Annotated in this window: 23 protein-coding genes; 10 read left to right on the plus strand and 13 right to left on the minus strand. The window is 70.7% G+C overall.

All coding sequences use genetic code 11. From position 1 onward, the window contains the following. A partial coding sequence (locus ACLB9X_RS00005; RefSeq protein WP_410358059.1) for a hypothetical protein occupies window positions 1-362 on the plus strand: 362 nt, incomplete at its 5' end. 163 nt (window positions 363-525) lie between these two features. On the opposite strand, the gene ACLB9X_RS00010 is transcribed toward ACLB9X_RS00005, so the two are convergent. After that, a complete protein-coding gene (locus ACLB9X_RS00010) occupies window positions 526-1,167 on the minus strand; it encodes a DNA-3-methyladenine glycosylase (RefSeq protein ID WP_410358060.1) in 642 nt (213 codons plus the stop codon). Window positions 1,168-1,240: 73 nt separating this feature from the next. Here ACLB9X_RS00010 and ACLB9X_RS00015 point away from each other — a divergent pair, with 73 nt between their 5' ends. The 3 genes from ACLB9X_RS00015 to ACLB9X_RS00025 all read left to right on the plus strand — a co-directional run bounded on the left by ACLB9X_RS00015 (window position 1,241) and on the right by ACLB9X_RS00025 (window position 3,305). Further along, entirely contained in the window at window positions 1,241-2,023 is a 783-nt protein-coding gene (locus tag ACLB9X_RS00015; protein WP_410358061.1) for a sporulation protein, read from the plus strand. Between the two features lie 43 nt (window positions 2,024-2,066). Then, entirely contained in the window at window positions 2,067-2,603 is a 537-nt protein-coding gene (locus tag ACLB9X_RS00020) for a YbhB/YbcL family Raf kinase inhibitor-like protein (protein WP_410358062.1), read from the plus strand. A 192-nt stretch (window positions 2,604-2,795) separates the two neighbouring features. Next, window positions 2,796-3,305, plus strand: coding sequence for an HNH endonuclease (locus ACLB9X_RS00025; protein ID WP_410358063.1), 510 nt, complete (start codon window positions 2,796-2,798; stop codon window positions 3,303-3,305). A 59-nt stretch (window positions 3,306-3,364) separates the two neighbouring features. Here ACLB9X_RS00025 and ACLB9X_RS00030 read toward each other — a convergent pair whose 3' ends face one another. From ACLB9X_RS00030 to ACLB9X_RS00045, 4 genes are all read right to left on the minus strand, one after another. Beyond that, entirely contained in the window at window positions 3,365-4,138 is a 774-nt protein-coding gene (locus tag ACLB9X_RS00030; RefSeq protein WP_410358064.1) for a sulfite exporter TauE/SafE family protein, read from the minus strand. A 79-nt stretch (window positions 4,139-4,217) separates the two neighbouring features. Then, a complete protein-coding gene (locus ACLB9X_RS00035; RefSeq protein WP_365991747.1) occupies window positions 4,218-5,177 on the minus strand; it encodes an SPFH domain-containing protein in 960 nt (319 codons plus the stop codon). A gap of 191 nt (window positions 5,178-5,368) precedes the next feature. Next, window positions 5,369-5,800 (minus strand): NfeD family protein, encoded by a 432-nt coding sequence (locus tag ACLB9X_RS00040; protein ID WP_410358065.1) that lies wholly within the window; start codon window positions 5,798-5,800, stop codon window positions 5,369-5,371. Between the two features lie 85 nt (window positions 5,801-5,885). After that, window positions 5,886-6,677 (minus strand): ABC transporter ATP-binding protein, encoded by a 792-nt coding sequence (locus tag ACLB9X_RS00045; protein WP_410358066.1) that lies wholly within the window; start codon window positions 6,675-6,677, stop codon window positions 5,886-5,888. A 166-nt stretch (window positions 6,678-6,843) separates the two neighbouring features. Here ACLB9X_RS00045 and ACLB9X_RS00050 point away from each other — a divergent pair, with 166 nt between their 5' ends. After that, complete coding sequence (locus tag ACLB9X_RS00050) at window positions 6,844-7,629, plus strand: hypothetical protein (protein WP_410358067.1); 786 nt, start codon at window positions 6,844-6,846, stop codon at window positions 7,627-7,629. A gap of 258 nt (window positions 7,630-7,887) precedes the next feature. Here ACLB9X_RS00050 and ACLB9X_RS00055 read toward each other — a convergent pair whose 3' ends face one another. Then, window positions 7,888-8,532: a response regulator gene (locus ACLB9X_RS00055; RefSeq protein ID WP_410358068.1), complete on the minus strand. Its 645-nt coding sequence runs from the start codon at window positions 8,530-8,532 to the stop codon at window positions 7,888-7,890. Beyond that, the gene (locus ACLB9X_RS00060; protein ID WP_410358069.1) at window positions 8,525-9,670 is read right to left on the minus strand and encodes a GAF domain-containing sensor histidine kinase; all 1,146 of its coding nucleotides are present in this window, start codon (window positions 9,668-9,670) and stop codon (window positions 8,525-8,527) included. The genes ACLB9X_RS00055 and ACLB9X_RS00060 overlap by 8 nt, the downstream gene beginning before the upstream one ends. Before the next feature lie 180 nt (window positions 9,671-9,850). Between ACLB9X_RS00060 and ACLB9X_RS00065 the strand changes: the two genes are divergently transcribed. From ACLB9X_RS00065 to ACLB9X_RS00075, 3 genes are all read left to right on the plus strand, one after another. Next, window positions 9,851-10,546 (plus strand): SDR family NAD(P)-dependent oxidoreductase, encoded by a 696-nt coding sequence (locus ACLB9X_RS00065; protein ID WP_410358070.1) that lies wholly within the window; start codon window positions 9,851-9,853, stop codon window positions 10,544-10,546. After that, the gene (locus ACLB9X_RS00070) at window positions 10,543-11,631 is read left to right on the plus strand and encodes an S-adenosylmethionine:tRNA ribosyltransferase-isomerase (RefSeq protein WP_410358071.1); all 1,089 of its coding nucleotides are present in this window, start codon (window positions 10,543-10,545) and stop codon (window positions 11,629-11,631) included. The genes ACLB9X_RS00065 and ACLB9X_RS00070 overlap by 4 nt, the downstream gene beginning before the upstream one ends. 277 nt (window positions 11,632-11,908) lie before the next feature. Then, a complete protein-coding gene (locus ACLB9X_RS00075) occupies window positions 11,909-12,637 on the plus strand; it encodes a transglycosylase SLT domain-containing protein (protein ID WP_410358072.1) in 729 nt (242 codons plus the stop codon). A gap of 104 nt (window positions 12,638-12,741) precedes the next feature. On the opposite strand, the gene ACLB9X_RS00080 is transcribed toward ACLB9X_RS00075, so the two are convergent. Next, window positions 12,742-15,270, minus strand: coding sequence for an FHA domain-containing protein (locus tag ACLB9X_RS00080; RefSeq protein WP_410358073.1), 2,529 nt, complete (start codon window positions 15,268-15,270; stop codon window positions 12,742-12,744). Between the two features lie 309 nt (window positions 15,271-15,579). On the opposite strand from ACLB9X_RS00080, the gene serB reads away from it, so the two are divergent. Beyond that, window positions 15,580-16,806 (plus strand): phosphoserine phosphatase SerB, encoded by a 1,227-nt coding sequence (gene serB / locus ACLB9X_RS00085; protein ID WP_410358074.1) that lies wholly within the window; start codon window positions 15,580-15,582, stop codon window positions 16,804-16,806. A 170-nt stretch (window positions 16,807-16,976) separates the two neighbouring features. On the opposite strand, the gene ACLB9X_RS00090 is transcribed toward serB, so the two are convergent. From ACLB9X_RS00090 to ACLB9X_RS00105, 4 genes are all read right to left on the minus strand, one after another. Then, window positions 16,977-17,528 (minus strand): SixA phosphatase family protein, encoded by a 552-nt coding sequence (locus ACLB9X_RS00090; RefSeq protein WP_410358075.1) that lies wholly within the window; start codon window positions 17,526-17,528, stop codon window positions 16,977-16,979. 72 nt (window positions 17,529-17,600) lie between these two features. Further along, window positions 17,601-17,807, minus strand: a complete 207-nt coding sequence (locus ACLB9X_RS00095) for a hypothetical protein (RefSeq protein ID WP_410358076.1) — start codon at window positions 17,805-17,807, stop codon at window positions 17,601-17,603. A gap of 127 nt (window positions 17,808-17,934) precedes the next feature. After that, window positions 17,935-18,051 carry an SGM_5486 family transporter-associated protein gene (locus tag ACLB9X_RS00100; RefSeq protein WP_410358077.1) on the minus strand — a complete coding sequence of 39 codons (117 nt, stop codon included), beginning with the start codon at window positions 18,049-18,051 and terminating at the stop codon, window positions 17,935-17,937. Between the two features lie 4 nt (window positions 18,052-18,055). Then, the gene (locus ACLB9X_RS00105; RefSeq protein ID WP_410358078.1) at window positions 18,056-19,354 is read right to left on the minus strand and encodes a CynX/NimT family MFS transporter; all 1,299 of its coding nucleotides are present in this window, start codon (window positions 19,352-19,354) and stop codon (window positions 18,056-18,058) included. A gap of 115 nt (window positions 19,355-19,469) precedes the next feature. Here ACLB9X_RS00105 and ACLB9X_RS00110 point away from each other — a divergent pair, with 115 nt between their 5' ends. Next, window positions 19,470-20,156 (plus strand): FadR/GntR family transcriptional regulator, encoded by a 687-nt coding sequence (locus ACLB9X_RS00110; protein ID WP_410358079.1) that lies wholly within the window; start codon window positions 19,470-19,472, stop codon window positions 20,154-20,156. On the opposite strand, the gene ACLB9X_RS00115 is transcribed toward ACLB9X_RS00110, so the two are convergent. Then, window positions 20,119-20,508, minus strand: a complete 390-nt coding sequence (locus ACLB9X_RS00115; protein ID WP_410358080.1) for a hypothetical protein — start codon at window positions 20,506-20,508, stop codon at window positions 20,119-20,121. The genes ACLB9X_RS00110 and ACLB9X_RS00115 overlap by 38 nt on opposite strands. Window positions 20,509-20,523: the final 15 nt, after the last annotated feature.

The following is a 20,523-nucleotide window of genomic DNA, read 5'->3' on the forward strand; positions in this document are numbered from 1 at the left end:
TAAAAGCGCGGGTGCACATCCGAAGAGCGGAACAACCGGTCGGAATAGGACCGGTCGTTCACAGCGTCCTCGCTGTGATTGCCACCCCGCGAGCGGGATGGACTTTTCAAAGGAACCTCGACCATCCGGAGATGGACGGGGTATCAACATATCTGGCGTTGATTTTTGGCACGCTGTTGAGTTCTCAAGGAACGGACGCTTCCTTTGTACTCACCCTCGTCGGGCTTTCCTCCGGGCGCTTCCCTTCGGTCTTGCGTTTCCGACTCTATCAGACTCTTTCGTGTCCGATTCCCGGCCGGCGGGATTGCTTTCAGTTCTTCGCTTTCGCGTTTCCCTTTCGGCGTCGTCACTACTTTAGCTGATTTCCCCGGCGCCTCATAATCGAGTCGATCAGGGCGAATTTCGGCATGCCGAAATCGCACCCGCTCGGGTCGTCGTCAATAGTGGATGGCCGCTCCGGAGCTGCTGAAAAGCAGTACCCCGTTCAAGCGGCTCGGGCTACGTTAGGCGTCCCGCCGTAGCGAGTCAAGTCGCCCTGCGGCGCGGTGCGTGGGCCCGGTACGGGCTCACCGTGGGGTCGCCGTCGATCCAGAAGCGCCATGGGTGGTACGCCCCCTCGCCGCCGACACCCGTCCGTGGACCGTTGCGCACCTGGTCAGGGGCGGGCGGGCTGCCGTGGAGGAGGATCAGCGGCGCGGCGGGCCCGTCGCAGAGGTCCGTGCCGTTGAGGGCACGGTCGACGTCGAGGGCCGTGGCCAGACGCGCCGGGCCTTTGGCCAGTTCCTTGTCATGGCGGGCCGAGACACGTCGATGGCGGGTGAGCTCCGCACCCACCTGGATCTCCCCCGCCCGCAGCAGGATTCCGCTCGCCTTGCCCACGGGACCGCACACCACATTGAGGCAGTGCCACATGCCGTAGGTGAAGTAGACGTACGCGTGTCCGGGCGGGCCGAACATCACCTCGTTGCGGGCGGTCCGGCCGCGGAAGGCGTGGGAGCCGGGATCGGACTCGCCCGCGTACGCCTCCACCTCGGTCAGGCGTAGCTCGATCGGGCCGTTCTCCGTCATACGGATCAGGGTGCGGCCCAGCAGTTCGGGCGCCACCTCCAGGACCGGGCGGTCGAAGAAGGAGCGGGCCAGCGGCGTACGGTCGGAGCTCTCGATCATCGCTTCGAGCGTACCGGGGAACCGACTACGGTCGTCGGGCGTATGTAGGGGTCAGGACCTAGAAGGAGTGGACATGGGCTTCAAGAAGCTGCTCGCGAGCCTCGGCGCCGGTGGTGCGTCCGTCGAGACGGTGCTCACCGAGGAGAACGTCGTACCGGGTGGGGTCGTCCAGGGTGAGGTGCGTATCCAGGGCGGTTCGGTCGATCAGCAGATCGAGGGGCTGTCCGTCGGCCTTCAGGCGCGTGTCGAGGTCGAGGGCGGCGACCAGGAGGTCAAGCAGGACATCGAGTTCACCAAGCAGCAGCTCGGTGGCGCGTTCCAGGTCAAGGCCGGCGCGGTGCACGTGGTGCCGTTCGGTCTCGAGATCCCGTGGGAGACGCCGGTCACCTCGATCGCCGGGCAGCGGCTGCACGGGATGAACATCGGTGTGACGACCGAGCTGGAGATCGCGCGTGCCGTGGACTCGGGCGACCTCGACCCGATCAACGTGCACCCGCTGCCGTCGCAGCAGGCGATCCTCGACGCGTTCATCCAGCTGGGCTTCCGTTTCAAGAGCGCGGACATGGAGCGCGGTCACATCCGCGGGACGCGGCAGCGGCTGCCGTTCTACCAGGAGATCGAGTTCCTCCCGCCGCAGCAGTACCGCGGGCTCAACCAGGTCGAGCTGACGTTCGTCGCGGACGAGCGCGAGATGGACGTCGTCCTGGAGATGGACAAGAAGCCGGGTTTGTTCAGCGAGAGCAGCGACTCGTACAAGGCCTTCAAGGTCGGGCACCACGACTTCGCGGCGACCGATTGGGCTGCTTACCTGAACCAGTGGCTCGCCGACGTCGGTGGCCGTCGCAACTGGCTCTAGGCTCGGGGCCGAGACGCAGGACAGCCGAATCGGAGGTTTTGACGTGACCGAGCTGAAGCGTGCGCCGCTTCCGCACGACTTCCACCCGCCGGTGCCGTCGTTCACGGTGGTGAGCGACGACATCGAGCCGGGGTCGGTGCTGAAGGACGCCCAGGTCTACGCGGCGGGCAACACGTCCCCGCAGCTGCGCTGGGAGGGCTTCCCGGCGGAGACCAAGAGCTTCGCCGTGACGTGTTTCGATCCGGACGCCCCGACGGGCAGCGGTTTCTGGCACTGGGTCCTGTTCGACATCCCGGCGTCGGTGACCGAGCTGCCGGCGGGCGCGGGCACCGGGAAGTTCGAGGGACTGCCCGAGGGCGCGGTCCAGGTCCGCAACGACTACGGGTCGAAGGACTTCGGGGGTGCCGCTCCCCCGGCCGGTGAGAAGCACCGTTACGTGTTCACGGTGTATGCGCTGGACAGCGAGAAGCTGGGTCCGGACGCGGACGCCTCTCCCGCGGTGGTGGGCTTCAACCTGCGCTTCCACACGCTCGCCCGCGCGCACGTGATCGCGGAGTACGAGGGTCCCGCCGAGAGCTGATTGTTCGTTTTCCGTTTGCCCTGCCCTGGTCTTGGAGAGATCAGGGCAGGGCAGTTTTGTTGCCGGGGGCCGGGGGTTCGCTCTCCCGGAAGGCACAGATATTGCGTTGTCCATCTCGGCGCGCCCGGCGAGAGTTGATCCGAGCCCGATGCCCGCCGACGGGGCTGGGCCGGCGAACGGGAGGTGGGCGAGATGCGGGACACGTTGGTGCTGAATGCGAGCTTCGAGCCGCTGTCGACGGTGACACTCAACCGTGCGGTGGTGCTGGTGCTCCAGGACAAGGCCGTCGTCGAGCAGGCCCACCCCGGTCTCCGTGTCCGCGCGGCCGCCGTCGATCTCCCGGTGCCCCGGGTGATCAGGCTGTGCAGGTACGTACGGGTGCCGTTCCGAAGACAGGCGCCGTGGTCACGGCGGGGTGTGCTGGTCAGGGACCAGCACCGGTGCGCGTACTGCGGCAGGCGCGCGACGACCGTGGACCACGTGGTGCCGAAGTCGCACGGTGGTGGGGACTCCTGGCTGAACACGGTCGCTTCGTGTGCCGAGGACAATCACCGCAAGGCGGACCGTACGCCGGAGCAGGCGGGGATGCCGCTGCTGCACCAGCCGTTCGTGCCGTCTCCGGCGGAGGCGATGCTCCTCGGGCTGAAGTCCGGTGAGCGGGCGGCGCTGCCGGACTGGCTGGCGGCGGACACCGCCGCGTAGTGCCCGGTGTCTCGTGAGGGCCCGTCCCCGTACGGATCGGGGGCGGGCTCTCGTGTGTGTCAGCGCAGGAGCAGCTGCACGATGGCGCAGGTGCCGACGGCGACGATGAAGACGCGCAGTGCGGTGGGATGCAGTTTGCGGCCGATCTTCGCGCCGAACTGGCCGCCGATCGCCGAGCCGACGGCGATGAGGAGGACGGCGGTCCAGTCGAAGTCGGCGACGAAGAGGAAGAACAGTGCGGCGATGCTGTTCACGATGGCCGCGAGGACGTTCTTGACGGCGTTGAGGCGCTGGATCGTGTCGTCGAGGAGCATGCCCATGAGGGAGAGGTAGATGATCCCCTGGGCCGCGGTGAAGTAGCCGCCGTACACGCTGGCGAGCAGCAGGCCGCCGAAGAGGACGGGCCCGCCGTCGGCCCTGGTGTGGGTGCCGTTGCGTGCGCGGCGGCGCTGGACGGCCGTCGAGATGCGGGGCTGGAGCACGACGAGGACGAGGGCGAGCGCGACGAGGACGGGCACGATCGTCTCGAAGGCGGTCGAGGGGAGCATCAGCAGCAGGACGGCTCCGCCGAGGCCGCCGATCGCCGCGGCGACGCCGAGGCGCATCAGGAGGGGCCGCTGGCCCTTGAGTTCCTCCCGATAGCCTATGGCGCCGCTGATGGAGCCGGGGATGAGGCCGAGGGCGTTCGACACCGTGGCGGTGACGGGCGGCAGTCCGGTGGCGAGCAGGACGGGGAAGGTGATCAGAGTCCCCGAGCCCACGATGGTGTTGATGGTGCCGGCGCCGATTCCGGCGGCGAAGATCGCAAGTGATTCCCAGATGGACAACGCCATCCCCTCCACGGTCGGTGAGACGCCTCCCCGCCATCAAGGTCGAGGGGCCTCAACGATCATGCACGAGCGGATGCCGGCGTCAGTCGATGGGGGGCTGTTCGCGGCGCTCGGTGCCGCTGCCGTTCCCGTTGCCCGCCTTGCTGGGTCCGCCGCCCATGCCGGCCATCGGGTTGAAGTTGCCCATGGCTCCGGAGAGCCCCTTGAGGGCGTCGCCGATCTCGCTGGGGACGATCCAGAGCTTGTTGGCGTCGCCCTCGGCGATCTTGGGGAGCATCTGGAGGTACTGGTAGGCGAGGAGCTTCTGGTCGGCGTCTCCGGCGTGGATGGACTCGAAGACGGTACGGATGGCCTGGGCCTCGCCCTCGGCGCGCAGGGCCGCCGCCTTGGCCTCACCTTCGGCGCGCAGGATCGCGGACTGCTTCTCGCCCTCGGCGGTGAGGATCTGGGACTGCCGGATGCCCTCGGCGGTGAGAATGGCGGCGCGCTTGTCCCGGTCGGCGCGCATCTGCTTCTCCATCGAGTCCTGGATGGAGGTGGGCGGCTCGATGGCCTTGAGCTCGACGCGGTTGACGCGGATGCCCCACTTGCCGGTGGCCTCGTCGAGGACCCCGCGCAGAGCGGCGTTGATCTCCTCGCGGGAGGTCAGGGTCCGCTCCAGGTCCATGCCGCCGATGATGTTCCGCAGCGTGGTGACGGTGAGCTGCTCGATGGCCTGGATGTAGCTGGCGACTTCGTAGGTCGCGGCCCGGGCGTCGGTGACCTGGTAGTAGATGACGGTGTCGATGTTGACCACCAGGTTGTCCTGGGTGATCACCGGCTGGGGCGGGAAGGGGACGACCTGCTCGCGCAGGTCGATGCGGTTGCGGATGGAGTCGATGAAGGGGACGACGATGTTGAGGCCCGCGTTGAGGGTGCGGGTGTAGCGTCCGAACCGCTCCACGATGGCGGCGCTGGCCTGCGGGATGACCTGGATCGTCTTGATCAGGGCGATGAAGACCAGCACCACCAGAATGATCAGGACGATGATGATCGGTTGCATCGCGTTCCCTGTGCCCTTCGCTGCCGGATGATTCTGCGATTTCTGCGGATCGAGCTGAGGCCGGATCTGACGGCTGTGATGATCAGTTTCCCAGAACAGGTGCGGTGCTGCGGGCAGTTCGGAAGGTTCGGCCCGTTCGCGGCGTGGATTCGACGGCTCCGGTCGTCGTCGCGTGGGTGCCGTCGCGGCACTCACATGACGACGGCGGTGGCTCCGTCGATCTCGACCACGTCGACCTGCTCGCCCTGCTCGTAGGACATGGACGCGTCGAAGGAGCGGGCGGACCAGATCTCGCCGGCCAGTTTGACGCGGCCGCCGTTGCCGTCGACCCGCTCGACGACGACCGCCTGACGGCCTTTCAGCGCGTCGACGCCGCTGGCGAATCGGGGGCCCTGCTGGGCTCTGTGGCGGGCCGCGATGGGGCGTACGACCGCGATGAGCGCGACGGACACCGCGGCGAAGACGAGCACTTGCGCCACCGATCCGCCGCCGAGCGCCGCGACGACGGCCGCGGCCACGGCTCCGGCGGAGAACATTGCGAATTCGGGCATCGCGGTCAGCACGAGCGGAATGCCCAGTCCGACCGCGCCGATCAGCCACCACACCCATGCGTCGATGTCCACGTGGTCATGGTAGGTCCGCCGGTCGCGGTCCGGACAGGGGGCGATGCGGTGTCGTCCGTGGTTCTGCCGCTGTTCGCCGGGGAGTTCAGCCGAGCGGGAGGCCCTGCGCGGTCCAGCGCTCGCCGTTGCGCTCGACGACGAGCGGGAGGCCGAAGCAGTGGGAGAGGTTGCGGGAGGTGAGCTCGGTCTCCATCGGTCCGGCGGCGAGGACCTTGCCCTGCCGGATCATCAGGACGTGGGTGAAGCCCGGCGCGATCTCCTCGACGTGGTGGGTCACCATGATCATGGAGGGGGCGTACGGGTCGCGGGCGAGGCGGCCGAGACGGCGCACCAGGTCCTCGCGGCCACCGAGGTCGAGGCCGGCAGCGGGCTCGTCGAGCAGGAGCAGCTCGGGGTCGGTCATCATGGCGCGGGCGATCAGGGTGCGCTTGCGCTCGCCCTCGGAGAGCGTGCCGAACTTGCGGTCGAGGTACTCGGTCATGCCGAGCCGGTCGAGGAAGGCACGGGCGCGCTGCTCGTCGACCTCGTCGTAGTCCTCGTGCCAGGTGGCGGTCATGCCGTAGGCGGCGGTGAGCACGGTCTGCAGGACGGTCTGGCGCTTGGGGAGCTTTTCGGCCATGGCGATGCCGGCCATGCCGATGCGGGGGCGGAGCTCGAAGACGTCGACGCCGCCGAGCCGCTCGCCGAGGATCCGGGCCCGGCCGGTGGTGGGGAAGAGGTAGCTCGATGCGATGTTGAGCAGGGTGGTCTTGCCGGCGCCGTTGGGGCCCAGGATCACCCAGCGCTCGCCCTCCTTGACCGACCAGGAGACGTCGTCCACCAGAGCGCGTCCGTCGCGGACCACGGATACGTCCACCAGCTCCAGTACATCGCTCATGAGCGCGTTGTCTCCCCATGCAATCGTCGAGGTCTTCGGGTGCGTGTGGGCGGTTTGTGCGCCTGTGGGCACAGCACCCAGGGGAAAACCTACGCCACCTGCCGGGCCCTGCGGTCGCCCGGTCCCGTGCTAGGGGCCGTCCGCCGGGCACGCCTAGGGTGGAGGCATGCTTTCGGAACCGCGTTCAGGCCGCTTGGCGGCATGGGGAAACGCCCTTTTGGCCGGACTTGTCTCTCCGGACGACGCCGTGCACGCGATCGTCGGGGACGATTCCGTGCACCGGGTGGAGGGGCTGCCGGGCGAGGCCGGTCCGGTCGGGCTGACGCTCGCGCTCGGGCGGCTCCGGGCGCTGGGGGTGACCGGTTACCGGGTGGCTCTGCCCGCGCCGGGGCATCCGCTGGGGCTCAGCGGCCCGCCCGAGTTCAACGCGCGGGCGCTGGAGGCGGAGGAGGCCGTCGTCGCGACGGGGGCGGCGTACGGGCTGGTGCCGGAGATCCGCGAGGCGGGGCCGGCGGGGGACGTGCGTGTGGACGTGCTGTGGCACTGCCTGCCGGTGCGGGAGGCGCCGCCCGCGGACGTGCCGTCGCTCGGCGAGGCGGAGCGGGAGCTCGCGGAGGCGCTGCGTGAGGCGACGTCGACGCTGACCCGGCTCGATGTGGCCGCGTCGGGGCCGGTGGCGGATGCGGCGGTGGACGCGTACCGGGCGCGGGCGCAGCGCGGGGCGGCGGAGACGCTGGCTCCGGGCTATCCGCCCCGGGCGGTACGGGTGGTGGAGCTGGCGCAGCGGATCGGGCTGCTGATCTCGGTGGCGTACGAGAACGGGCACGGCGGTGCGGTGAGCGCGGCGGAGATGGCGGCCCGGGGCGAGGCGCTGCGGCCGGTGGAGCGGGTGGCACGCAGGGCGCAGGTGGCGGCGTACAACGCGTACATGGAGGAGCGCGAGCGGGGCTGAGACTGCGGGGGTCGCGGTCCGCTTGGGGGTCGCGACCCCCGGGGGGCCGGCCGCGCCGCATCACCGCCTGGGCTTCGCCCGGCCCCGAACGGGTGGGACTCGAAACCGGGGCTCCGGCCCAGGCCCCGCACCGCCCGCCGGGCGCGGGGCGCGGCCGGCGGAGGCGACCGGCTCGGGCCGGCCACGCCGGGCAGTGGCCACCCGCGTACGGCAGCGAAGCCCGGCCAGCGCCCCGCGGGGAGGGACCGGGGCGGCCGGTCAGCCGGTCAGGCCGTGGCGGACCGCCCAGAGCGCCGCCTGGGTGCGGTCGGCCAGGTCGAGCTTCATGAGGATGTTCGACACGTGCGTCTTCACCGTCTTCTCGGAGAGCACCAGCGCCCTGGCGATCTCCCGGTTGGACCGGCCGTCCGCTATCAGTCCCAGGACCTCGCGCTCCCGCTCCGTCAGGCTGCCCCCGCGGCCCGTGCCGCCCGGCGAGTCGTCCTCGGACAGCAGCGCGACCGCGACCTCCGGCTGGAGCAGGACGTGGCCCGCGTGGACCGAGCGGATGGCGCCGGCCAGGGCCTCCGGGTCGACGTCCTTGTACACGTAGCCCGAGGCGCCCGCGCGCAGCGCCGGAACCACCGTGCGCTGCTCGGTGAAGCTGGTGACGATCAGGACCTTGGCCGGGTTGGCCAGCTCGCGCAGCTTGCGCAGGGCCTCGACGCCGTCCATGCCCGGCATCTTCACGTCCATCAGCACCACGTGGGGCTTCAGCTCCTCGGCCCGCGCGACGCCCTCCGCCCCGTCGCCGGCCTCCCCCACCACCTCTATGTCGTCCTGGACCTCCAAGAACGTGCGCAGCCCGCGCCGCACCACCTGATGGTCGTCGACCAGCAGCACGCGGATCTTCCTGTCAGCCACCGGGGACCTCCATCTCGATCGTGGTGCCCTTGCCGGGCGCCGATGCCACGCTGAGTGTGCCGCCGACGCCGCCCGCCCGGTCCCGCATCGACACCAGGCCGAGATGGCGCCCGGCCCTGCGCACCGTGCGCGGCTCGAACCCCTTGCCGTCGTCGGTGACGCTGAGCAGGGCTCCTTGACCGCGGCGGACGAGCACGACGTCGACCCGGTCGGCGCCGGAGTGGCGCAGCGCGTTGTGCAGGGCCTCCTGGGCGACGCGCAGCAGGGCCTCTTCCTGGGCGGCGGGCAGGGCCCGCACCCCGCAGGTGTCGAAGGTGACCTTGGCGGTGTGCGCGCGGTCGAGGACCTGGATCTGGGTGCGGAGGGTGTTGACGAGCCCGTCCTCGTCGAGGGCGGCCGGCCGCAGCTCGACGACGGCGGCGCGCAGCTCGTCGGCCGCTTCGGCGGCGAGCTCGGCGACCTGCTGGAGCTCCCCCTTCGCCCTGCCGGGGTCGCGGTCCACCAGGGCGGCGGCGGCCTGGGCGGTGAGCCGCAGGGAGAACAGCTTCTGGCTCACCGCGTCGTGCAGCTCGTGGGCGAGGCGGGAGCGCTCCTCGGCGATGGTCAGCTCACGGCTGCGCTCGTACAGCCGGGCGTTGGTGAGGGCGATGGCCGCGTGCTGGGCGAGGATGCCGAGCAGCTCCTCGTCGTCCTCGGTGAAGCCGCAGCCGCCGTCCGGCTTGGGGCAGCGCTTGTTGGCGAGGAAGAGCGCGCCCATGACCTCGTCGCCGTCCTTGATGGGCAGGCCCAGGAAGTCGGACATGTCGGGGTGGGCGGACGGCCAGCCCTCGAAGCGGGGGTCCTTGCGCACGTCGGCGAGCCGCTCCACCTTCGCCTCCCGCAGCATCGCGGCGAGGATGCCGTGCTGGCGCGGCAGGGGGCCGATGGCCTTCCACTGGGCGTCGCTGACGCCGTCGACGACGAACTGGGCGAAGCCGCCGTGGTCGTCGGGCACGCCGAGCGCCGCGTACTCCGCGTCGAGGAGGTCACGGGCCGAGGCCACGATCGTCTTGAGCACGTCGCGCACTTCGAGATGCCTGCTCATGGCGAGGAGCGCGGTGCTCACGGCGGCCAGGCCCGAGCTCGGTCGGTGACTCATGACCTCACCGTACCGGCGGGGTGTGACAGCCGTATCGGGCCCGGGACCGCCCCCGCCTAGGCCGGGGGACGTAGGCCGAAATGCCGTGCGGGAAGGGGGCCGGCGGCGGATGCGGCGGCGCCTTCGGCGTTCCTACGTTGGCTGCACCACAGGAGAGGTACGGCGAAGGGGATGGGGCTCATGCCGGTTGCGGTGATCACAGGGGCGTCGAAGGGGCTGGGCCGCGCACTCGCGGCCGGTCTCGCCGGGCAGGGCTGGGACCTGGTGCTCGGAGCGCGCACCGAGGACGTACTGAAGGAGAGCGCCCGGCTGGCCGGTGTCCACGGGACACAGGTGGTCCCGGTGGCGGGTGATGTCACGGACGCCTCGCACCCGGCGGCGCTGGTGGCGGCTGCCGCCGAGCTGGGCGGGCTCGATCTGGTGGTGAGCAACGCGAGCGCGCTGGGAGCGGAGCCGCTGGTGCGGCTGGACTCCCTGGCCCTGGACGGGCTGCGGACGGCGCTGGAGACCAATGTGGTCGCGGCGCTCGGTCTGGTGCAGCAGGCGCTGCCGATGCTGCGCAGGTCGCCGGCGGGGGCGGTGGTGGCGGTCAGTTCCGACGCGGCGGCGGAGGCGTACGCGACGTGGGGCGGCTACGGCGCGTCGAAGGCGGCGCTCGACCAGCTGGCCGCCGTGCTGGCCGTGGAGGAGCCGGGGCTGCGGATGTGGAGCGTCGATCCGGGCGACATGGCGACGGACCTCTATACGGCGGCAGTCCCGGACGACGACGAGCCGCGGCCGTCCCCGGAGTCCGTGGTGCCCGCCTTCCTGCGGCTGCTCTCGCAGCGTCCGGCCAGTGGCCGGTACACCGCTGCCGCGCTGCTGGAGTCCCGATGAGGACGGCACCGGAGGGAGGGGCCGTACTGGAGGCGCTGACGGTCCCCGCGGAGCTGTCCGCGTGGGTGCCGGCGGAGGAGCGGGGTGCGGGGCGCGACGACGTACGGCTGCTGGTCTCCCGCGGGACGCGGGTGTCGCACCACGCGTTCCGTGATCTCCCGGGGCTGCTGCGGGCGGGCGACGTGCTCGTCGTCAACACGTCGTCGACGCTGGCGGCGGCGGTGGACGGCCGGGTGGGCGGCGAGCCGGTGGTGGTGCACTTCTCCACGCAGGGGGACGACCTGCGCTGGGCGGTGGAGCTGCGCCGCCCGGACGGCTCGGGCAGTACGGTGCCGCGCCCGGGCGGGCCACGCGGCACGGTGGTGCGGCTGCCGGGCGGTGCGCACCTGGTGCTGGAGGAGCCGCTGGCGCCGGGGGCGCGGCGGCTGTGGTGGGCGTCGGTGTCGGTCGGCGTACCGGGCTGGCTGGCGCGGCACGGGCGTCCCATCCGCTACGGGTACACCACCAGGGACCAGCCCCTCGCCGCGTACCAGACGGTCTTCGCGCTGCCCTCTCCCGACGGTGCGGGGTCGGCGGAGATGCCGAGCGCCGGGCGGCCCTTCACCGCGCCGCTGGTGGCGGAGCTGGTGAGCCGGGGGGTGCAGTTCGCGCCGCTCACGCTGCACACGGGCGTGGCGTCCACGGAGGCGCACGAGCCGCCGTATCCGGAGCGTTTCGAGGTGTCGGCGACGACGGCGTGGCTGGTGAACGCGGCCCGGGCGGCGGGCGGCCGGGTGGTGGCGGTGGGGACGACGGTGGTGCGGGCCCTGGAGTCGGCGGCGGACGCGGCGGGGGTGGTGGCGCCCGCGGTGGGGTGGACGGATCTGGTGGTGACGCCGCGGCGGGGGGTGCGGGTGGTGGACGGTCTGCTGACCGGGCTGCACGAACCGACGGCCTCGCACCTGCTGATGCTGGGGGCGATCGCCGGCGAGGCTGCGCTGACCTGCGCGTACTCCGAGGCGCTGAGGCACCGCTACCTCTGGCACGAGTTCGGCGACATCCATCTCGTCCTGCCGGAGGAGTCCCCTCACTCACTGGATTGCTGAAGCAACACATCGTGAGACCGTCTCGCGCCCGATGTGAGCCCGCGCATAGGACGTAGGTCACTTACGAATCTCTTTAGTGGGGCATAAGGGGCGCATGACTGGGGACAGCACGCCCGAATCGGGCGTTTGGGGTCAACGTGATCCACTACCGCGGATCGTACGTCACACCTTTGCCACAGAATTTTGCGGCCGCTAAGAATTGCCGACGTCGCTTCCGAACAGCGCAGAGCCGAACCGGCCTGGAGCGACTTTCCGCTATTCGAAGAGGTACGTCTGTATGTCCGCGTTCACCACCGCCGCTCGTCGTCTCCGATCGCGTAAGGCCGCGGTCGCCAGTGTCGCCGTCGCCGCCTCCGCCGCCCTGGCTCTGTCCCTGGCCCCGGGCGACGCCGAAGCCGGCACCACGACCGACGTGGCCGCGGCCGCCCCCGTCGCCTGGAAGGTCAACGAGAAGCAGGCCGCCGCGGTGCAGGAGAGCATCGCCAACCAGCAGACCGCCTTCGAGGCCCAGTTCAAGGCCGCGCAGGCGAAGAAGAAGGCCGAGGCCGCCGAGGCCAAGAAGCAGGCCGAGGCGAAGAAGAAGGCCGAGGCCAAGAAGAAGGCGGAGGCCGCCGCGAAGAAGCGTGCCGCCGAGCAGGCCGCCGCGAGCCGGGCCGCCGCGCGCAAGCCCGCGAAGGTCACCTACCCGAACAACCTGGACGGCTGGATCCGCGAGGCGCTGTCCATCATGAAGAAGCACAACATCCCCGGCACCTACGAGGGCATCCACCGCAACATCATGCGGGAGTCCAGCGGTAACCCCCGTGCCATCAACAACTGGGACATCAACGCGATCAACGGTGTCCCCTCGAAGGGCCTGCTGCAGGTCATCAAGCCCACCTTCGACGCGTACCACGTCCCCGGCACCTCCTGGGACCAGTACGACCCGGTCGCCAACATCGTCGCCGCCTGCAACTACGCGGCCGACCGCTACGGCTCCATGGACAACGTGAACAGCGCCTACTGAGGCACTGCCACGAACGGCACCGCGACGAGGCGGTAGCAGACCTACGCCGAAGGGCGCACCCCGCGCGGGGTGCGCCCTTCGGCGTCGTCAGGGGACGCGTGCGGTCACTTGCGCATGACCTCGGGCTCGTGGCGGCGCAGCAGGCGCTGGACCACGAAGCCGCAGATGATGCCGATGGCGAGCAGGACGCTGATGTTCATGCCCCACTGGCCGGCCGTGTGCTCCCACAGCGGGTCCAGGTCGGTGGGGTTCTTCGGGTCCCACGGCGGCATGAGGTGCGCCAGGTCGAGCGTGGTGCCGGCGCCGGCGATGGCCCAGCGGGACGGCATCAGCCAGGCGAACTGCTCCAGGCCGGGCGAGCCGTAGACCTGGAAGAGGATGCCGGTGAAGACGACCTGGACGATGGCGAACATGACCAGCAGCGGCATGGTCTTCTCGGCGGTCTTCACCAGCGAGGAGATGACCAGGCCGAACATCATCGAGGTGAAGCCGAGCGCGATGACGACGAGGCAGATCTCGACGGCCGGCGGCATGATCAGGCCCTGTTCGGGCAGCTCGCGGGTCGCGAAGCCGATGCCGCAGATGATGACGCCCTGCAGGGCGGTGATCACACCGAGGACGATGACCTTGGACATCAGGTACGCCGAGCGGGACAGGCCGGTCGCCCGCTCCCGTTCGTAGATGACCCGTTCCTTGATCAGCTCTCGTACGGAATTGGCCGCGCCGGAGAAGCACATGCCGACCGCGAGGATCAGCATGATCGTGCCGGCGTCGCCGTTGAACCTGGACGGCGGCTCGGGCGCCGCGAGGCCGAAGTCCGCGGGGATGACGACCGAGACCAGGCCGAGGACGGCCGGCAGGATCACCATCAGGCCCATGAAGCCCTTGTCGGAGGCGATCACCGAGGAGTAGCGGCGGATCAGGGTCCACAGCTGGGAGCCCCAACTCTGCGGCTTGGGCGGGTTCATCTGCTGCGGCGGCGGCATGTTGACCGCCTGCGGGGCGACGGCGTCGAGGTCGGCCGCGTACATCTGGTAGTGCTGCGATCCGCGCCAGCGGCCGGCCCAGTCGTAGTCGCGGTAGTTCTCGAACGCCGAGAACACGTCCGCCCACGTGCTGTAGCCGAAGAAGTTGAGCGCCTCCTCCGGCGGGCCGAAGTAGGCGACGGAGCCGCCGGGCGCCATGACGAGGAGCTTGTCGCAGAGCTGGAGCTCGGCCACGGAGTGGGTGACCACCAGGACGGTGCGGCCGTCATCGGCGAGGCCCCGCAGCAGCTGCATGACGTCGCGGTCCATGCCCGGGTCGAGGCCGGAGGTCGGCTCGTCCAGGAAGATCAGCGACGGCTTGGTCAGCAGCTCCAGGGCGACGGAGACGCGCTTGCGCTGACCGCCGGACAGGGAGGTGACCTTCTTGTCCTTGTGGATGTCGAGCTTGAGCTCGCGCAGCACCTCGTCGATGCGTGCCTCGCGCTCGGCCTCGGTGGTGTCCGCGGGGAAGCGGAGCTTGGCCGCGTACTTGAGCGCCTTCCGGACGGTCAGCTCCTTGTGCAGGATGTCGTCCTGCGGGACCAGACCGATGCGCTGGCGCAGCTCGGCGAACTGCTTGTACAGGCTGCGGTTGTCGTAGAGGACGTCACCCTGGTTGGCGGGCCGGTAGCCGGTCAGCGCCTTGAGCAGAGTGGACTTTCCGGAGCCCGACGGGCCGATGACGCCGATCAAGGACTTCTCGGGGACGCCGAAGGAGACGTCGCGCAGGATCTGCTTGCCGCCGTCGACCGTGACGGTCAGGTGACGGGCGGAGAAGGAGACCTCACCGGTGTCGACGAACTCCTCGAGGCGGTCACCGACGAGGCGGAACGTGGAGTGGCCGACACCGACGATGTCGTTCGGGCCGATGAGGACCGTGGACGACTTGGCAATCGGCTGACCGTTGACGTACGTGCCGTTGTGGGACCCGAGGTCGCGGATCTCGAAGCGGCCGTCGGGCGTCGCGACGAATTCGGCGTGGTGGCGCGAGACCTGCAGGTCGGACACGACCAGCTCGTTCTCCAGCGCACGACCAATGCGCATCACGCGGCCGAGGGCCAGCTGGTGGAACGTCGTGGGGCTGCGGTCGCCGTAGACCGGCGGCGCGCCCTGTTCCTTCTGCACGCCCTGCTGGTGGGGAATCCGGGGCGGCTGCTGCGCCTGCGGGGCCGGCTGCTGCCAGCCCTGCTGGGCGGCCTGCGCCTGCCCCTGCGGCCAGCCCTGCTGCGGAGCCGGGGCCTGCTGGGCGGCGGCGGCCTGCTGGGGGGCCGCGGCCTGGGCGCTGTAGGCACCTGCCGCGGCGGCGGCAGCGGTGAGGCTGAGCCGCGGACCGTCGGTGGCGTTGCCCAGATGCACGGCCGAGCCGGCGCCGATCTCCAGCTGGTGGATCCGCTGGCCCTGCACATAGGTGCCGTTGGTGCTGCCGTGGTCCTCGATGACCCAACTGCGCCCGCCCCAGCTGATCGTGGCGTGCCGCCACGAGACTCTGGCGTCGTCGATCACCAGATCACCCTGCGGGTCGCGGCCGAGGGTGTACGACCTGGACGGATCGAGGGTCCAGGTCCTTCCGTTCAATTCCAGTACGAGTTCCGGCACTCCATGCCCCACTAATTGTCCCCCGAGCTACCCCCGTTGCCGGGAGTCTAGGGATGGCGAACATCGTGGGGAACTATTTCAGGCCGGGGTCCGCATTCGAAAGCCGGGCCTCGTGAAGGCAGTGTTCGGTACGGAGTTGGGACCTTCGTGGCCGGTCCGGAACGCCGGCCGGGGCGGCACATCGTCCGCACTGCCATGGACGGTACCCAACGGTGCGTAACCGGGACCAACCAGGCCGTGAGCGGCGTGCGGGGCCCCGAGTGTCCGGCAGGCGGGACAGAAGGTGGGATCATGCCCGCCGCCCGATACGGTGGTAACACCATGAGCGCATCGCAGCCCCCTCTCGACACCGACATCCCGACCCTTCTCGTCAAGATCTTCGGGAAGGACCGTCCCGGTATCACGGCCGGGCTCTTCGACACCCTCGCGGCGTACTCGGTCGACGTGATCGACATCGAGCAGGTCGTCTCGCGGGGCCGCCTCGTCCTGTGCGCGCTCGTCACCGTGCCGACGGCCGGTGACACCTCGGAGGGCGAGCTGCGGGCGACGGTGCACAGCTGGGCGGAGTCCCTGAAGCTCCAGGCCGAGATCATCTCGGGTACGGGCGACAACCGGCCACGCGGCAGCGGCCGTTCCCATGTGACCGTGCTCGGTCACCCGCTGACGGCCGAGGCCACGGCGGCCATAGCGGGCCGGATCAGCGGCATGGGCGCGAACATCGACCGTATCTTCCGGCTGGCGAAGTACCCCGTGACCGCTGTGGAGTTCGCGGTGTCCGGCGTGGAGACGGAGCCGTTGCGCACCGCGTTGGCCACCGAGGCGCACGAGATCGGCGTCGACGTGGCCGTCGTGTCGGCCGGTCTGCACCGGCGGGCCCAGCGCCTGGTCGTGATGGACGTCGACTCCACGCTCATCCAGGACGAGGTCATCGAGCTGTTCGCGGCCCATGCGGGCTGCGAGGAGGAGGTGGCCGAGGTGACGGCCGCCGCGATGCGCGGCGAGCTGGACTTCGAGCAGTCCCTGCACGCGCGGGTGGCGCTGCTGGAGGGGCTGGACGCGTCGGTCGTGGACAAGGTGCGTGCGGAGGTACGGCTCACGCCGGGGGCGCGGACCCTGATCCGTACGCTGAAGCGGCTGGGCTTCCAAGTGGGCGTCGTCTCGGGCGGGTTCACGCAGGTCACGGACGATCTCAAGGAGCGTCTGGGCCTCGATTTCGCCTCGGCGAACACCTTGGAGATCAGGGACGGCAAGCTGACCGGCCGGGTCGTCGGCGACATCGTGGACCGGGCGGGCAAGGCGCGGCTGCTGCGCGCCTTCGCGGCGGAGGCCGGGGTGCCGCTGGCGCAGACGGTCGCGATCGGCGACGGCGCCAATGATCTGGACATGCTGAACGCCGCGGGTCTCGGGGTCGCCTTCAACGCCAAGCCCGTGGTCCGCAAGGCCGCGCACACCGCGGTCAACGTGCCGTTCCTGGACACGGTGCTGTATCTGCTGGGCGTCACCCGCGAAGAGGTCGAGGCGGCCGACGACGGCACCGAGGAGCACTGACCGCGGCGCACGGAAGGCCCCGGCGCGCGAAAGGCCCGGGGTCCGTAAGGCCCCGGGTCCGTAAGGCCCCGGGTCCGTAAAGGCCGTAGTACGCGAGGCCCCGGCGCACCCGTGTGCGCCGGGGCCTCGCCCGTCCGGGCAGTCGCTCCGGGTCTCGGTCGTACCGGGGGTCAGTCGTGCGGGGTCCAGTAGTCGAGCAGCTTGCCCACGCCGTGCTCCACCGACTTCCACGAGCCGGTGAACGAGACGACGGCGAACGCCGAGGTCGGGAAGCCGTCCCGGGTCATCCGCGCCAGCGCGTCGCCCTCCGCACTGCCCGCGAGAGCGTCGGCGAGGGCGTGCATACCGGGGTTGTGGCCGATGACGAGCAGGTCGTCGACCTCGTCGGGAGTCTCGTTGAGCAGGGCGATCAGCTCTCCGAGGGAGGCCTCGTACAGCCGCTCCTCGTAGACCGTCTTCGGGCGGTGCGGCAGCTCGTGCACGGCGAGCTTCCATGTCTCACGGGTTCTGGTCGCGGTGGAGCACAGGGCCAGGTCGAAGGTGATACCGGTCTCGGCGAGCCTGCGGCCGGCCACGGGGGCGTCCTTGCGTCCGCGATCGGCGAGCGGGCGCTCGTGGTCGGACACCTGGGGCCAGTCGGCCTTCGCGTGCCGGAGGAGGACGATCCTGCGGGACTCGGAAGATCCGGGGGGTGTCCCCCCGGAAGACACAGCGGCGCTCATGCACCCCAGCTTCGCATGAAATCAGCCAGTGGGCGCAGGGTGTTGACGTGCTCTCCCCCGAAGGGGAGCGCGTCAACGGACCAGGATCCGGAGGATCTGCCGCAGGATGTCACCGGCCGCCGGATCGGCTCCGGCCGCGTGCGCGTCACCGGGGGCGGCGATGAGCGCCAGCAGTGCGGCGAACGCGAGCACGGGCAGGGCGAGGGCCCACCACGGCAGTCGGGCCACGACGACGCCTGTGGCCTGGCGGTGGGACCGGGTGTGCGTCTGGGCCGCCATGGCCGCCTCCGTCAGGTCCGAGGTCCAGTACCCCAAACGTACGGATCATGAAGGGCCTCGCCCATCCGGTGATCCACCCACTTCACCCTGACCCCGGCCCCCTAGGGGTCGGCCGGGGCCGGACGTGTCACGGCGCCACGATCGTGGCGATGATCGCGATCACCACACCGATGAGAAGCATCGCGCCGAAGACTCCGAGGAGCTTCTTCTGGCCGTTCTTGGGGTTCGGGTCGAGCACAGGCATGGGATCAGTCTCGCACCCGTGTCTCGTCCTCTATCGTCCGGTCCCGTCCTGCCATCACGCCCACGATCATCTGGGGCACCAGCAGTCCCGCCATCAGCCCCAGCGGCAGCGTCCAGCCACCGCTGTGCTGGTAGAGCACGCCCACCAGCAGCGGGCCGGGGATGGAGAGCAGGTAGCCGGTGGACTGGGCGAAGGCCGACAGCCGCACGACCCCGGCGCCCGTGCGCGAGCGCATGCCGATCATGGTGAGGGCGAGCGGGAACGCGCAGTTGGAGACGCCGAGCAGCAGCGCCCAGAGCCAGGCGCCCGCCACGGGCGCGAGGAGCAGGCCGAGGTAGCCGGCGAGTCCGCACACGCCGAGGGCGATGACGATCGGGCCCTGATTCTTCATGCGGCTCGCGAGGCGGGGGATGACGAAGGCGAGCGGCACGCCCATCACCATGGTGACGGCGAGGAGCACCCCGGCGGTGGAGGCGGAGACGCCCGCGTCGCGGAAGATCTGCGGCATCCAGCCCATCGTGATGTAGGCGCCGGTGGCCTGGAGCCCGAAGAAGCAGCCGAGGGCCCACGCGGTGGGGCTGCGGGTCATGCGCGGCGCGGGGACGTCCTCCGCGGCGGCCGCGGCGGCGGACGGCCGGGCCCTGTCCCGGTCGCGCACCACGGCGATCCAGGGCAGGACGGCCACCGCCGCGACCGCGGCCCACACGGCGAGCCCGACGCGCCAGCTGCCGCCGAGGGCCTGGGTGACGGGCACGGTCGCGGCGGCGGCGAGTGACGTGCCGAGCGCCAGGGCCATGGAGTAGAGGCCCGTCATCGAGCCGACCCGGTCGGGGAAGTACCGCTTGACGATCACCGGCATGAGGACGTTGCTCACGGCGATGCCCATGAGGGCGAGTGCGCTGGCGGCGAGGAAGCCTGCCGTGCCGCCCGCGAAGGGCCGGACCAGCAGGCCGACGGTGATCGCCGCCATACCGGCGCAGACGACGGCGCCGGGTCCGAAGCGGCGGGCCAGCCGTGGTGCGGCGACGCCGAACACGGCGAAGCACAGCGGCGGGACGGAGGTGAGGACTCCGGCGACGCTGCCGCTCATGTGGAGCCCGACGCGCGCCTCTTCGAGGAGGGCGCCGAGGCTCGTGATCGCGGGCCGCAGGTTGAGGGCGGCGAGCACGATGCCGACGACGACGAACCGGGTGGTCCACACCGAGCGCCGCGCCGTGGGCTGCGGGGCGGCGGATGCCAGGGATGCGGCGGATGAGGAGGGGGCTGGGGCGGCGGTGCGGAGGGTCCGGGTCTCGTCGAGCATGGGACCATCATAGAATCATAGGATGATTGGTTGTCCAATCCCGTACGACCCGGGTTTCCCCGCGGCCGGGTCGGCGTACGACCATGAGTGGGCGACTTCCACGACAAGGAGCACCATGGCGCTGTCCTCTCCCCGGCGTTCCGCGCTGTCGGACCAGGTGATCGCCGAGCTGCGGAACCAGATCACCTCGGGCGAGTGGCCGGTCGGCTCGCGCATCCCGACCGAACCGGAGCTTGTCGAGCAGCTGGGTGTGGCCCGCAACACCGTCCGCGAGGCGGTGCGCGCGCTCGCCCACAACGGCCTCCTGGACATCCGCCAGGGCTCGGGCACCTATGTCATCGCGACCAGCGAGCTGGCCGGTGTGATGCACCGCCGGTTCGCGGGCGCCGACCCCCGCCACGTCGCCGAGCTGCGCTCCACGCTGGAGTCGTCGGCGGCCCGGCTCGCCGCCGAGCGGCGCACCGCCAAGGACCTGAAGCAGCTGGACACGCTGCTGGCCCGTCGCGAGGAGGCGTGGGCGTCGGGCGACGCGGAGCAGTTCGTCGCGGCCGACGCGACCTTCCACCTGGCCGTGGTGGCCGCCTCGCACAACGAGGTCATGACCGAGCTGTACGCGGACCTGGCGGACCTCCTGCGCGACTGGCTGCGCGGCGACGTCGGTGGCGAGCTGCGCGAGGAGAACTACATGGACCACGCGCGGATGGTCGAGGCGATCCGCGCCGGTGACGGCGAGGCCGCCGCCGCGGAGGCGGCCGGCTACCCGTTCATGTGCCTGCGCCGGCCCGCTGCGGCTGGTGGCTGATCCAGACGGTCCGGATCTCCTTCCAGCACCGCTCGGTGAGCTCCGCGTACCCGGCGGGACGGAGCTCGACCGGCTTGGAGTCGGCGTCGACGTCCCACCAGCGGGCGCACTCGACGTGCAGCTGCACGCGATCGGCGGCGGGATAGGGGTTGTGGCAGTAGGCGGTGACTGTGGAGCCCTCGATCACCGTGTCGCATTCGGCCCGGTAGTCGGGGGGCTGCTCCCGCATGGACTGCCGGGGGCTCTGCCGCTCCTGACGACTGCCGGTCTGGGACGCCGTCGGTGTCGCCCACAGCAGGAGCAGGACCACCACTGTGGCGAGTACGGAGGCTTGACGCCAGTTCGTACGCACAAGCAGTACCCCCTC

Source organism: Streptomyces sp. 5K101, assembly GCF_046506645.1.
GTDB lineage: Bacteria > Actinomycetota > Actinomycetes > Streptomycetales > Streptomycetaceae > Streptomyces.

Bases quoted from the DNA above. Each gene is read 5' to 3' on its own strand.
- ACLB9X_RS00010 (WP_410358060.1), bottom strand. From the start codon at position 1,167: ATGATCGAGAGCTCCGACCGTACGCCGCTGGCCCGCTCCTTCTTCGAC.
- ACLB9X_RS00015 (WP_410358061.1), top strand. From the start codon at position 1,241: ATGGGCTTCAAGAAGCTGCTCGCGAGCCTCGGCGCCGGTGGTGCGTCC.
- ACLB9X_RS00025 (WP_410358063.1), top strand. From the start codon at position 2,796: ATGCGGGACACGTTGGTGCTGAATGCGAGCTTCGAGCCGCTGTCGACG.
- ACLB9X_RS00030 (WP_410358064.1), bottom strand. From the start codon at position 4,138: ATGGCGTTGTCCATCTGGGAATCACTTGCGATCTTCGCCGCCGGAATC.
- ACLB9X_RS00035 (WP_365991747.1), bottom strand. From the start codon at position 5,177: ATGCAACCGATCATCATCGTCCTGATCATTCTGGTGGTGCTGGTCTTC.
- ACLB9X_RS00045 (WP_410358066.1), bottom strand. From the start codon at position 6,677: ATGAGCGATGTACTGGAGCTGGTGGACGTATCCGTGGTCCGCGACGGA.
- ACLB9X_RS00050 (WP_410358067.1), top strand. From the start codon at position 6,844: ATGCTTTCGGAACCGCGTTCAGGCCGCTTGGCGGCATGGGGAAACGCC.
- ACLB9X_RS00060 (WP_410358069.1), bottom strand. From the start codon at position 9,670: ATGAGTCACCGACCGAGCTCGGGCCTGGCCGCCGTGAGCACCGCGCTC.
- ACLB9X_RS00065 (WP_410358070.1), top strand. From the start codon at position 9,851: ATGCCGGTTGCGGTGATCACAGGGGCGTCGAAGGGGCTGGGCCGCGCA.
- ACLB9X_RS00070 (WP_410358071.1), top strand. From the start codon at position 10,543: ATGAGGACGGCACCGGAGGGAGGGGCCGTACTGGAGGCGCTGACGGTC.
- ACLB9X_RS00075 (WP_410358072.1), top strand. From the start codon at position 11,909: ATGTCCGCGTTCACCACCGCCGCTCGTCGTCTCCGATCGCGTAAGGCC.
- serB (WP_410358074.1), top strand. From the start codon at position 15,580: ATGAGCGCATCGCAGCCCCCTCTCGACACCGACATCCCGACCCTTCTC.
- ACLB9X_RS00090 (WP_410358075.1), bottom strand. From the start codon at position 17,528: ATGAGCGCCGCTGTGTCTTCCGGGGGGACACCCCCCGGATCTTCCGAG.
- ACLB9X_RS00095 (WP_410358076.1), bottom strand. From the start codon at position 17,807: ATGGCGGCCCAGACGCACACCCGGTCCCACCGCCAGGCCACAGGCGTC.
- ACLB9X_RS00100 (WP_410358077.1), bottom strand. From the start codon at position 18,051: ATGCCTGTGCTCGACCCGAACCCCAAGAACGGCCAGAAGAAGCTCCTC.
- ACLB9X_RS00105 (WP_410358078.1), bottom strand. From the start codon at position 19,354: ATGCTCGACGAGACCCGGACCCTCCGCACCGCCGCCCCAGCCCCCTCC.
- ACLB9X_RS00110 (WP_410358079.1), top strand. From the start codon at position 19,470: ATGGCGCTGTCCTCTCCCCGGCGTTCCGCGCTGTCGGACCAGGTGATC.